Here is a 12,354-nt window from a genome sequence, read left to right as displayed (position 1 = left end):
AAGTTGACGGAAAATAATTCATCCACAATCCGGAAAAGTTATCCATGTGGAATAGTGCACTTGTCCACAGTAACTAAAGGCTGTATGCTGTTCAACGACAGTAATATCACTTTACAAAGAGACTTCTCCACACTACTATTATGACTATTACTTTTAAATTTATAATTAAGTTATAATAAGAGTGCGGTGCGAATTGTGAATATTGAGGAAGTAAGAAAATGAAATTCTCTCTGACGACTGACAAGATTCAGTCAGCATTGAGCGCTGTGATGAGCGCAGTTCCAACCAAATCGACATTGCCGATTCTTGGCAACATCCTGATGGAAGCAGATGGCAAGTTTCTAAAACTCTCTGCAACCGATCTCGAAATTTCGATTACGACTTCGTTGGAAACTAAGATTACGAAAAAAGGTTCAGTTGCGATTCCGGCAAAGACCTTCGCAGATATTATCAACGCACTTCCTCAAACTGAAATTGAAATTGAATCCACAAACAACCGCATCGAAATGCGTTTTGGCACCGGTGACTACAAAATCTCCGGAATGTCTGCCGATGAATTTCCGAAACTTCCCGAGTTCGACAGCAAGAAAGAAATTCGCATTCCAGCCAATGTTGTTCGCAGCTTGATCGCCAAGACAGCGTTCTCAGTTTCAAACGATGAAACTCGCCCGGCTCTTAACGGAATTCTCTGGCAGACCAATGGCGAACGGATGCGCATGGTCGCCACTGATGGCCACCGTTTGTCGCGCGCTGAAGCCGACAACACTGTGCTTCAAGGTTTGCATGGCGACGTCATTGTCCCGCCCAGAGCGTTTAATTTGATCAGCAAACTCGCGAGCGAAAGTGTCAGCGAAGTCGGTGTCGTATTTGGCGACAGCACGCTGGTGTTCATCTGCGGCAACAACACAATCAGCACTCGCATCATCGAAGGTCCATACCCGAACACGGAACAAGTGATCCCCAAGAATAACGATAAGAATCTCATTGTCCCCAAGACGCTGTTGAACGAGACACTTCGCCGCGTTTCGATCCTGTCCAATTCACTAACGCGCCAAGTGAAGTTCAGCATCTCCAAGAACACGCTTGAGCTCTCTGCCACAAATGTCGATTTGGGCGGCGAAGCGATTGAGAAGATCCCTTGCCAGTACGACTCCGATGATTTGGAGATCGGCTACAACGCACAGTATATTCTCGACATCCTCAAGCAGCTTGAAGGCGACGAAGTACGTTTTGCGTTGTCGTCTTCGACAGCCGCCGCGGTTGTGACTGCGGCTGACGATGGCGCGGATTATCTTTGCCTGGTGATGCCGTTGAGGCTGGCGGACTAGAGGGAAACGCGTCTACCGCGTCGCGACGGCGAGAACTAACGAATTATACTTCGTGTCGGCGGTGTCGTTGCCGGATGTGATCACTGCCGGGACTTTGCCGCCTGTGATTATCAAGCCAGATTCGCTCTTCGTGAACATTGTCAGAGCCTTGTAAACACCGTAGCTGGTGGCAAGGCTGGGACCGATGAGGACCTCGGCGTGACCAGCAACTTCACCCTTGGCGCCTTTTTCTTTCGCAGCACTTTCCATCAATGCAACATCCATCGAGAGCGGACCGTCGACGAGACAGTTTTTGATCTGGCCCTTGTCGACCATCTTGGAGATGACGGCTTCGACGATCGTGACCGGCATCTGCGGATAGATGACTTCAACCGCGGCAAGCAGGGCAACCTTGGGCAGAGGATTGCCAAGTTTGCGCGCCAGCGCGACGGCATTGTTGAGGATGTCGACCAGGTCCATCATTTCCGGGTCAGGATTCACGATTGGATCGGAAAGTATTAACAATCGATCCAACTGTTCATTTTTGCAGACAAGGTGGCCGGAAGCGAGGTTTTTCGACACCCGGAACCCAAGTTTGCGTTCGAACAACAATGACTGGAAATCTTTGACGCCGAAAACGCCTTTGCAGATACCGCCGACTTTGTTGTCGCGGATCAGCTCCAGCGCTTGATATGCTGAGTAGTTCGGCTCTGGCGAACGCACAAGTTCCCAGCCGAGCGTATCGACACCGATTTCCTTAGAGGCTTTGGCAATCGCAGCTTCATCGCCGATCATGACGGGCTTGATGAGGCGGTTCTTCATCGCCCGGTCGATTGCTTGAATCAGTTTTGGTTCGTGCGGTTCGACAAACGCGACAAGAAGTGGATCGGTCGCTTTCTCGCGAGCCTGTTTTTCGATCTCGGCAAAATTCTTCAACATCACTTGGCCGCCTTGAGATAGTGCGAGAACAAGCAGGCGATGGAGATCGATGCCAGTTTGTTGCGAGCTGTGTCGGTGCGCGAAACCAGACTGACCGGTACCCGGGCACCAACGATAACCCCCGCAAAAGTCGCTGGTGAAAGCAAGATCAGCGTCTTGGAGACGATGTTGCATTCTTCGATCGAGTCTACCAAAAAGATATCAGCATCGCCGGCAACGTAGTTAGTAATGCCGCGGCTAAGCGCGACTGAGCGCGATGTGGCAGCATCGAAGGTTACCGGTCCGTAGACTTCGCAGTCGGGGATCAGGCCGTCTTTATTCATTGCGGTCAATTGGGCAGCCTCGGTTGTGGCTGTCAACCGCTGGTGGATATAGTCAACCGCAGCCGACACGGCGACTTTGGGTTTTTCATATCCAAGACAATGAAACAGCTTTATCGAGTTATTGATGATCTGTACTTTTTGATCAAAGGTCGGTTTCACGACCATACCGCCATCGGTAAGTCCAAGTAGCTTGTGATAGCCGGGGAATCCCAAGACAGCGACATGATTCAGAGTGTCTGCCGCCCGCAATGAGAAGTCGCGCGACAAAACAGTCTTCAGTAACGCAGATGTCGAAAGGAAGCCCTTCTGGATGAGATCAGCCTTGCCTTTGTCAGCCGACTCAGCGGCAAGATGGGCGGACTCGTTGGCGTCCTTAGTGTTGACTATCGTGAACCCGGAGAAGTCAATCTTATGCTTCTCGCCGATTTCGCGCAGTTTGGATTCAGAACCAAAGAGTGTGAAGAAGGCGAATCCAAGCTCGGCAGCCTCGGCACAAGCTTTGAGGACATCGTCGTCCTCGGCAGCAGCAACGGCGACCTTGAACGGGCCATACTTTGATCCGAGGACTTTGGCGGCATTGATGATTCCATCCGCCGATGTGATTGCCTGATAGTCTAAGGTCATCGCGGGGGAATGTAGCAACATTCTGCTGTCAAGTCAACTTTTCTAAGCGGTAGTCACAAAATCGACCGGAAATGTCGTTTGAGCGGCTTGACTTGGATTAAGTAGTCATCTATTCTGGAATACATCGGGCGACTTAATGTCGGATCGAGCTAACTTGCATTTAAGAATTGATATATCCCGTTCAGGAGGGAATCGTGAGTTTTAAGAAAATCGGAATCGTGGGGTTCGGGCAGATGGGCTCCGGCATTGCCCAGGTTACTGCTGCCGCCGGCTATAAGGTCGTTGCGCGCGAAGAAAAGGAAGAACTGCTCCAGAAGGGTCTGAAGGGAATCGAGAAGCTGCTCGATAAGGCCATCGAAAAAGGCAAAGCTACGGCAGATGACAAAGCGAAGATTCTTGGCAATATCTCGACGACAACCAAGTTGGAAGATCTGGCTGACTGTGACTTGGTAATCGAAGCGGTTACTGAGAATCTTGAAGTGAAGATTCCGATCTTCAAGGCACTGGACAAAGCCTGCAAGCCGGAGACGATCTTTGCTTCCAATACGTCGTCCCTGTCGATTACCGACATGGCGGTTGAAACTTCAAGACGCAGCAAGTTTGTCGGACTGCACTTCTTCAATCCAGTTCCGGTGATGAAGCTGGTCGAAGTCGTACACACGGTGATGACGGACGAGACGACATTCAAGGATGCTATTGCATTTGCTGAGTCGGTCGGTAAAGTCGTCGTCCGAGCCAAGGATTCTTGCGGATTCGTCGTCAATCTCCTGCTTGTGCCCTACCTGATCGATGCGATTCGCTGGTACGAACACGGACTGGCGACCAAAGAAGAAATTGACAACGCAATGAAGCTCGGTTGTGCGCATCCGATGGGACCGTTGGAGTTGACCGACTTCATCGGGTTGGATACGATTATGTACATCGGCGAGATTATGTTCGAAGAGTTCCGCCAGCCGCACTATGCCGCTCCGCCGCTGCTTAAGCGTATGGTCAAGGCGGGGTATCTTGGCCGCAAATCGGGACGCGGATTCTACGATTACGCAAAGAAGTAAGGAGATAAGATGGCTTACAATAATATCATTGTTGAAGTTCAAGGTGCGAAAGCGACAATTACGCTCAATCGCCCCAAGGCGCTTAACGCGCTAAACACCGAAACGCTTCTGGAAGTCAAGCAAGCGTTCACGGAAATGGAAAATGGCGGCGAGGTCCGAGTGGTGATCTTCACCGGTGCGGGCGAGAAAGCGTTTATTGCCGGCGCCGACATTGGCGAGCTTAAGACACTCGATGTCGTAACGGGCAAAACGTTTGTCGAAACCGGTCATTCAGTTTTCGCACAAATCGAGAATTCCAAGATTGTCTCGATCAGTGCCGTCAATGGCTTCGCGCTGGGCGGCGGCTGCGAGTTCATCATGGCGACCGATATTCGTGTTGCCTCAGAGACTGCCAAGATGGGTCAGCCGGAAGTCAATCTCGGTATCATACCGGGATTCGGCGGGACGCAGAGATTGACTCGCTTGGTTGGCAAGGGACGCGCCAAGGAGTTGACATTCACTGCACGGATCATAAAAGCTGACGAGGCATTGCGCATTGGGCTGGTGGAGTTCGTCTTTCCTGCAGACCAACTGATTGCGGAGGCCAACAAGTTGGCTGATACAATCCTGTCGAAGAGCCCCCTTGGCGTGCAGTATGCCAAGGAGCTGATCAATCGCGGCGGCGAAGTTGATCTTGCGAATGCGAATGCATTCGAAATTCAGGCTTTTGCCGCACTGTGTGCGACAGACGATAAGAATGAAGGACTTGGCGCGTTTCTCGAAAAACGCGACGCGAAGTTTACAGGGAAGTAATTCTCTTTGGATAGCAGATTGAAGCCCGTCGCACGACAATGTGCGACGGGCTCTTTCTTTACTTCTTGATCGCTTTTTGCTCCATGCCCGCCTGGAAAAGAATCAGGCTTTCCGCTTTGCCGTCAGCACCCATCACAAACTCAATATCAGCATCAACAACCTTGAGGAAGTACCGCGTTTCTGATTTCGGGAAGATCTCGAATTGCTGCTGACCCGTGGCTTGCGCAAAGATGCGATCTTCTTTGCGTTCGATCGTAATGGAAAAAACCGGCGATAACTGATACTCGCCGACGTATCGGTCAAAGATTGCCGGGTCAACTTTGATGGCAGCGGTTTTGGCAAGAATCGCTGCTGTTTGTCCCGCAGTCATCTTTTCGTGCCGCAAGTCGGTACCTTCCTGATGGATTGAGTGGGCGACCACCTTGCCGGCATCATCACGAACGAACGTGACAGTTGTCGCGTGGTTTTGTTCATAGTAGAACTTGTCCGGAGACTCGGGGTAAATCTGAGACTGCGTTCCACCAGATCGTTGTGAATAGAGTTTGCCGTTTTCGGAGGTGATCATGCGATACTGGCCGTTGCCAAGATCGTATGCGCCGACATAATCCTGATAACTGGCTGTGTCAACAGGAGCTGGGGTCTTATTAACAGGCACATCGTAAGGCAGTCCCAGTGCTATTGCCATTAAGTGATTTGCCACCCGACTGGCATCGAGTGTATGGTTGTTGGCGAGTACGGCAATACAAAGCTTCTCATGCGGAATTCGAATGAACATACTGCGGAAACCATCGACCATGCCATCGTGCCAAATGCGTTGATATCCCGCCACAGAGTCGATCATGAAGCCGAAGCCATAGTGATCGACAAATGGAGTGAACATGGCCTCGAGTGATGCGCGCTTGAGAAACTTCTCGCCGCGCAGCGCTTCGTCCCACTTGGCTAGGTCCCCGACGGTGCTGTAGAGAGCGCCGGCGCCGCCCGGCGTACTTGCAACCGGCAACTCCGTGCGTTTGGGTTTGCCGTTGTCGTCGAACAGGTAGCCGAGTGCGCGATCCTTCTCGTCGACAGTCATCAGGTCGTAACCAGAATTCGACATACCCGCAGGCGCAAGGATGTTCTCTGCGACATAAACATGCCACGGCTTGCCGGACACTTGGTTAATGATTGCTTCAAGAAGCTTGTATCCGGAATTGCTGTAGCTGAATTTTGTGCCGGGCTCGAACTCGAGAGGCAGTGTGGAGATCGCATTGATCTGAACATCCAGCGGAATATCCTTCTCTTTCCACTGCAAATAGACAGGCAGATTCGTGAAATTGACAACGCCGGAAGTGTGCGTCAAAAGGTGCCGGATAGTGACCTTGTTTGCGGCCTCTTCCGGATAGTCGGGAAAGTACTTGGAGATCGGATCATCGAGTCCGAGCTTCCCATCTTCATGGAGCCGCATGATTGCAGCTGCGGTAAACTGCTTGGTGACAGAACCAATGGCGAGCTTGGTATCTACGAAATTGACGCGGTCCGACTCAAAGTCAGCCCGTCCGACACCTTGCGCCCAGATGATGTTGCCTTCGCGCGCGACCATCGCGACGCCGGTGAAGTTTTGAACCTTTTCGGCCGCTTCTAGGTATTGGCGATACTGTGTCTCAGTTCCAGCAGGGCTTGCTAACGAACTTGCTGCTATTAGTATCAATGCTAATGAGAGACATGCGTATGTCAGGCTGCTTCGTAGTTTCAATTTGTTGATCACCATTTCCTCCAGGTAGTCTCGAATAATTGTCAGACTTAGATGATACATTGTACCCGCCGGTGTCAAGTGAGAATCGAAGTCTTTGTCGCCATAGTTTTGCCTTGCACTTAACATCTACATTGATGTCTATTCAGCCCTATGATTCTTGGTGAGTGGTTTGTCAATCTTAGCCCGGTGATTCAGGCGCTCTTAGCGACTTGCTTTACCTGGGGGCTCACGGCACTCGGTGCCGCCGGGGTCTTCCTCAGCAAAGAGGTCAGCCGAAGAGCGCTGGACATGATGCTCGGCTTCGCAGCGGGAGTGATGATAGCCGCCAGCTACTGGTCGCTGTTGGCGCCGGCAATCGACATGTCGGAAAACGGTCCGGTACCGGCATGGGTACCTGCCGCAGTCGGATTTCTCCTTGGTGCTGCCTTTCTGCGCGGTCTGGACCTGGTGCTTCCGCATTTACATATGACAGAAAGCGGACTGCACGCTGAAGGTATCAGAACCGCGTGGCATCGAAGCACGCTGTTGGTGTTGGCGATTACGTTGCATAACATCCCCGAGGGCCTGGCTGTGGGAGTGGCATTTGGCGCAGTCGCGGCTGACTTGCCGTCGGCGAACTTGGCGGGAGCGATCGCATTGGCGCTGGGCATCGGAATCCAGAATTTTCCGGAAGGGCTCGCAGTCTCGATGCCACTTCGGCGAGTGGGAGTTTCGCGATTCAAAGCCTTCTGGTACGGACAACTGTCGGGAATCGTCGAGCCGATTGCCGGTATGTTGGGTGCGGCGCTGGTAATTGCCGCCAAACCGATTCTGCCGTATGCACTTTCGTTTGCAGCGGGAGCGATGATATTCGTGGTCGTTGAGGAACTGGTTCCGGAGTCGCAGACTTCGGGACATTCTCACGTCGCAACAATGGGGGTCATGGTTGGATTCACAGTTATGATGATTCTTGACGTAGCCTTGGGTTAGCGCCAAGCGCATCGCTCTTGCATAGATCGCCTTGACTGTGTAGAATCCATCATGCACAGACGAGACATCTTGGATAAGTTGGCAAACTTCATTCCTCGCGATCCACGCGATAGCAACTGCCGCGACCAATTCATAGAATTCATCAAGACTAATCCGAACTGCTTCGAACGCTCTCTCGAAATTGGGCACATCACGGGATCAGCATGGATAGTGAATCCCGCGCGCGATCGTTTCCTTCTGACCTTCCACAAGAAGCTGGAGCTGTGGTTACAGCTTGGCGGTCACGCCGACGGCAACCCGAGTGTCCTTGAGGTCGCACTTGGCGAGGCGCGGGAAGAATCGGGCATATATCGAGTTGAACCGCTGTCAGATCAGATATATGATCTTGATATACATCGAATTCCTGGGCACAAAGGGGTACCGGAACATTTTCATTATGATGTCCGTTTTATCTGTGAAGCCGACGACACGGTCCCGCTGATAATCAGCGATGAATCGCACGATCTGCGTTGGCTAACTGCGGCAGAGGTTTTGGAGCGGACATCGGAAGAATCGATCTTGCGGATGTTGCGGAAGACCCCAAAGAGAATCAAATAGTCTGAGCAAATGCATAGCCGTAACCGATTTCACATCAACGGCTTAGTTTATTTGTTATTGGCTCAAAGATACAAAGATTTCCGAATTTCCCGTATCCTTGGAAGCAAAGGCGGGGATTCACAGGTATCAGAGTCCGGCAGAGGCTAACGGGTAGCCAAGCAAGCAATAATCCCTTGACATAGCCTTGCCGGAGATGTAAAATAATCAGCTAATTGGGTTAATAGCTTAGGAGAGAAATGAAGAGAACATATCAGCCCTCGAAGCGGAAACGGAAGAACGATCACGGTTTTCGTGAGAGAATGAAGACCAAGGATGGCCGGGCCGTTCTGTCGAGAAGACGCCGCAAAGGCAGACATAAACTTACCGTATCTGACGAAAGATCATAGTTTTGGCAAGAGCTGTCGTCTGTCGGATGGCATGCTTATCCGACAGGCACTGCGTTCAGGAGATCGTCGCGAAGGCGAGCATATAGGAATGCATCGCTTTCCAACACCGGGGGTATCAAGCCGTTGGTGTTTTCGTGTTCCGAAGCGACTTGGTAATGCGCCAACCCGCAATCGAGTCCGTCGTCTGATGCGGGAGTATGTGCGTACACACAAGGAACTGTGGCCAGTTGATTCCGCTATTGTCCTTTCCGCAAAACAGACCGCTGTTGATCTGGGGTTTAACCAGGTATCCGCGCAGTTGGAGCAGTTGCTGACAAATGAATAAGCTGTTAGCGCAAATCGTCGCGGTCTTAGTTCGAGTCTATCAGATAGTACTTTCCCCCTTATTGCCCAAAGTATGTCGTTTTTATCCGTCCTGTTCGGCTTACTCGCTTGAGGCGCTTGAACGTTACGGATTTCTAAAAGGCACGATGTTGAGCTTCAAGCGCATCGGCCGTTGCCATCCGCTGCATCCAGGCGGGTATGACCCAGTGGAGTAATTGATAAATGTTTGATCGCAATACACTCATCGCCATCGTACTGATATTTCTCATCTTTGTCGGTTGGCAATTTTTCAATCAGCCCGCACCGAGACCGCCTCAGCCTGCCGGGATCACTGCCGATTCATTGGCGCAGTCGATGCCCGAGAATTCAGCAGTTGCACCAGCGACGGCGCCTGAATCGATGCCCGTTATGGATAGCGCAGTTGTTTCGCTTGATTCGATTCCCGAAAAGTTGATCAGCGTCGAGACGAAATACTATTCAGCTGTCTTGACCAACAAGGGTGCAGGTATAAGCAAGCTCACCCTGAAGGAATACAAATACACCGACGGCAAACTCTTGGAGATGCTTCCAGTTGACGCGCAGCCGGTTCCTACGGTGATGTCGGCTATCAGCGGATTCACAGATCACGCAATTTCGTTTACTTCCAACGATCAAGATGTCAATCTGGCCGGCGGTACCGGGAGCCAGATTGTGACGTTTACCGCGCAAATTCCAAATCGCGGCGAAATCGTCAAGCAGTTCACTTTTTATGCGGACAAATACGACTTTGACTTGGTACTGAAAATCAATGGTGTGCAGCAACTCGGCCTCGATAAGGAATATGTGTTGAGCTGGATGCCAGGAATTCCTGCCACCGAGAAAAATATCAGCGATGACTTCTCGAATTACAAGTCGGCGGCATATATGGCCGGCGAGCTGCAGACCGATGATTCATTCGAAAACGGCAAGATGGTGCGCGATATCACCGGCAATGCCGAGTGGGTTGCTTCCCGCTCGAAGTACTTTGCTTATGCAATAATCCCCGATAATCATACCAGCAATGGCGCCTACTTCCGCGGCACCGAGAAAACCAGAGTGGGAGTCGATGGCAGTTACAATGAACGGGTTATCTCAACCGGTATCATTATGCCTTCCGGTGCGAACCTCAGTATCGAGAACAAATTCAAGTTGTTCGTTGGACCGCTGGAATACGATGTGCTAAAGCACTACAATACCAATCTCGAAGACTTGATGAACTGGGGATGGAAGATTATCAAGCCGTTCTCGCACGCAATCTTCTGGCTTACGGTTCAGCTGCACAAGTTCATTCCTAACTATGGTGTCGTGATTATCGTCATCTCAATACTTATCAAGTTGGTTACATTCCCGCTGACCCGCAAGTCTCTGAAATCGATGGCGGCAATGAAGAATCTGGCGCCGAAGATGGAAGAGCTTAAGGCCAAGTATAAGAGTGATCCGCAGAAACTAAATCAGTCGATCATGAAGCTCTACAAGGAAGAGGGCGTGAACCCGTTCAGCGGATGCCTTCTGCTCTTGCCGCAGATGCCTCTGCTTTATGGTTTTTATACCGTTTTTAGCTCGACGATCGAATTCCGTCAGGCGTATTTCATCGGACTGTGGCCCGATCTATCACAGCCGGATCCGTTCCCCTATATCATGCCGATTATCATGACTCTGGCGATGTTCTTCCAACAGAAGATGTCGATCACCGATCCCAAGCAGAAGATGCTGGTGTACTTGATGCCGGTGATGTTCTTCTTCTTCATGAAGGGACTTCCGGTTGGATTGGTATTGTACTGGTCAATGTACTCGATACTCTCGATCGGCGAGCAGTTGTTGATTAAGCGCAATGACCTGCAGACGCTTAATCCACAGGTAAAATGAGGCTCCCGGACAGCGACGAGACAATCGTCGCGATCTCGACTCCTCCGGGCTATGGCGGTATAGGAGTCATTCGCATCTCGGGAAATCATGCGTTCGAAATTGCCAATCAGTTGGTAAACGAGCAGCGTGATTTTCGCGAAGTCAAGTCACATACAATACATCACAGCTACATCAAAGGCTCGCTCCGCCGGACCTTCACCGACGAAGTTCTTTTGGCAGTCTTCATAGCGCCCAATAGCTACACGGGTGAAAACGTCGTCGAAATTTCAGCACACGGAAACCCGCAAATCCTCAAGCAAATTGTCGAGATGGCGGTCAATGCCGGCGCGCGCCAGGCTACGCCCGGTGAGTTTACACTGCGGGCATTCCAGACTGGCCGGATAGACTTGCTTCAGGCAGAAGCCGTGGCGGATCTGATTGCAGCGGAGGGAACGGCATTTCAGCAGGCTGCGGTCTATCAACTTTCGGGGAGGCTCTCGGAGTACATCGGCAATCTCCGCAATGAGCTGGTCGAAATCGGCGCACTTTTTGAAGCCTACACTGACTTCCCAGACGAAGATATTCCTCGCGAAGAGAAATCTGAATTGCTTAACAAGATCGATGGCATTGCCGGAAAATTGTCGCGCTTGGCGGACAGTTTCCAGCATGGCGAGGTTTTACGTTCGGGAATGCAGGTTCCGATTGTCGGACCGCCCAATGCCGGGAAGTCGTCGCTGTTCAATGCCATACTTGCCGAAGAACGCGCAATAGTAACCGAGACACCCGGAACGACGCGCGACACAATTGCTGAGAAAATCGACATCAATGGCATTGTAGTTCGTTTTGTTGATACCGCAGGAATGCGCGAGACTGACGATCACATTGAAGCGGCGGGAGTTGAGCGGTCAAAACGGGAGATTGAAGCGGCGGGCATCGTAGTTGCCGTCTTTGATGCCACCAAGGCGACAGTCACGGAAATTCGCGAATTTCTTTCCAAGCTTCCGGAGCGCCAAATCGTTCTCGTTCTCAACAAGATCGATCTCTTGACCGGATTTCAGATTGCTGACCTGCAGTCTGAACTAGACAGTGCCGACCCTATCGTTGTCTCTGCTAAAGAACTGAAAGGCATCGATATTCTCTTGAAGAGAGTAGGCGATGTCATTGCTTCCTCATCGTCTGCTATCACAAGCGGTGACAACATCATTACAAATCAACGGCATTACCGTGCGATCCTTCTCGCTATCGACTCACTTCGCAGTGTGCGGCAGAAGCTTGAACAAGAAGAGAGTTTCGAATTGCTGGCTTTTGATTTGCATCAGTCAGTGGAAGCACTGGAAGAGATTCTCGGCAAGGTCACTAATGATGACCTGCTATCAGAGATCTTCAGTCGATTCTGTATCGGAAAATAGTCGCCAGTATCCTTGGTTTCTTCGTCTGAATAACTAT

The 12,354-nt window shown here is 51.1% G+C and carries 13 protein-coding genes; 10 read left to right on the top strand and 3 right to left on the bottom strand.

Features of this window, described 5'->3' with window-relative positions; translation table 11 throughout:
• Nucleotides 1-218: 218 nt before the first annotated feature.
• Nucleotides 219-1,328 carry a DNA polymerase III subunit beta gene (dnaN, locus tag IPH59_05925; protein MBK7091245.1) on the top strand — a complete coding sequence of 370 codons (1,110 nt, stop codon included), beginning with the start codon at nt 219-221 and terminating at the stop codon, nt 1,326-1,328.
• A 12-nt stretch (nt 1,329-1,340) separates the two neighbouring features.
• Here the strand turns inward: dnaN and IPH59_05920 are convergent, their stop codons facing one another.
• Complete coding sequence (locus IPH59_05920) at nt 1,341-2,249, bottom strand: hypothetical protein (GenBank protein MBK7091244.1); 909 nt, start codon at nt 2,247-2,249, stop codon at nt 1,341-1,343.
• Nucleotides 2,246-3,214 (bottom strand): phosphate butyryltransferase, encoded by a 969-nt coding sequence (locus tag IPH59_05915; protein MBK7091243.1) that lies wholly within the window; start codon nt 3,212-3,214, stop codon nt 2,246-2,248. Before IPH59_05915 ends, IPH59_05920 begins: the two co-directional genes overlap by 4 nt.
• Nucleotides 3,215-3,387: 173 nt before the next feature.
• Between IPH59_05915 and IPH59_05910 the strand changes: the two genes are divergently transcribed.
• Together IPH59_05910 and IPH59_05905 are read left to right on the top strand one after the other, a co-directional pair.
• Nucleotides 3,388-4,245, top strand: coding sequence for a 3-hydroxybutyryl-CoA dehydrogenase (locus tag IPH59_05910; protein ID MBK7091242.1), 858 nt, complete (start codon nt 3,388-3,390; stop codon nt 4,243-4,245).
• 9 nt (nt 4,246-4,254) lie between these two features.
• Complete coding sequence (locus tag IPH59_05905; protein ID MBK7091241.1) at nt 4,255-5,037, top strand: enoyl-CoA hydratase/isomerase family protein; 783 nt, start codon at nt 4,255-4,257, stop codon at nt 5,035-5,037.
• Between the two features lie 58 nt (nt 5,038-5,095).
• Here IPH59_05905 and IPH59_05900 read toward each other — a convergent pair whose 3' ends face one another.
• On the bottom strand, nt 5,096-6,784 hold the full coding sequence (locus tag IPH59_05900) for a serine hydrolase (GenBank protein MBK7091240.1): 1,689 nt from the start codon (nt 6,782-6,784) through the stop codon (nt 5,096-5,098).
• A gap of 135 nt (nt 6,785-6,919) precedes the next feature.
• Between IPH59_05900 and IPH59_05895 the strand changes: the two genes are divergently transcribed.
• From IPH59_05895 to mnmE, 7 genes are all read left to right on the top strand, one after another.
• Nucleotides 6,920-7,738 (top strand): ZIP family metal transporter, encoded by an 819-nt coding sequence (locus IPH59_05895; protein ID MBK7091239.1) that lies wholly within the window; start codon nt 6,920-6,922, stop codon nt 7,736-7,738.
• A 51-nt stretch (nt 7,739-7,789) separates the two neighbouring features.
• Nucleotides 7,790-8,335 (top strand): NUDIX hydrolase, encoded by a 546-nt coding sequence (locus IPH59_05890; protein MBK7091238.1) that lies wholly within the window; start codon nt 7,790-7,792, stop codon nt 8,333-8,335.
• Between the two features lie 236 nt (nt 8,336-8,571).
• The gene (gene rpmH / locus IPH59_05885; protein ID MBK7091237.1) at nt 8,572-8,721 is read left to right on the top strand and encodes a 50S ribosomal protein L34; all 150 of its coding nucleotides are present in this window, start codon (nt 8,572-8,574) and stop codon (nt 8,719-8,721) included.
• A 31-nt stretch (nt 8,722-8,752) separates the two neighbouring features.
• Nucleotides 8,753-9,046: a ribonuclease P protein component gene (rnpA, locus tag IPH59_05880; protein ID MBK7091236.1), complete on the top strand. Its 294-nt coding sequence runs from the start codon at nt 8,753-8,755 to the stop codon at nt 9,044-9,046.
• A complete protein-coding gene (yidD, locus tag IPH59_05875) occupies nt 9,039-9,260 on the top strand; it encodes a membrane protein insertion efficiency factor YidD (GenBank protein ID MBK7091235.1) in 222 nt (73 codons plus the stop codon). Before rnpA ends, yidD begins: the two co-directional genes overlap by 8 nt.
• A 7-nt stretch (nt 9,261-9,267) precedes the next feature.
• Nucleotides 9,268-10,929: a membrane protein insertase YidC gene (yidC, locus tag IPH59_05870; GenBank protein ID MBK7091234.1), complete on the top strand. Its 1,662-nt coding sequence runs from the start codon at nt 9,268-9,270 to the stop codon at nt 10,927-10,929.
• Complete coding sequence (mnmE, locus tag IPH59_05865) at nt 10,926-12,317, top strand: tRNA uridine-5-carboxymethylaminomethyl(34) synthesis GTPase MnmE (protein ID MBK7091233.1); 1,392 nt, start codon at nt 10,926-10,928, stop codon at nt 12,315-12,317. Before yidC ends, mnmE begins: the two co-directional genes overlap by 4 nt.
• The last annotated feature ends 37 nt before the right edge of the window (nt 12,318-12,354 follow it).

Source organism: bacterium, assembly GCA_016708315.1.
Classification (GTDB): Bacteria; Zixibacteria; MSB-5A5; order CAIYYT01; family CAIYYT01; genus JADJGC01.
The sequence above is the reverse complement of the archived record's forward strand: the minus strand, read 5'-3'. Positions and strand labels throughout refer to the sequence as shown.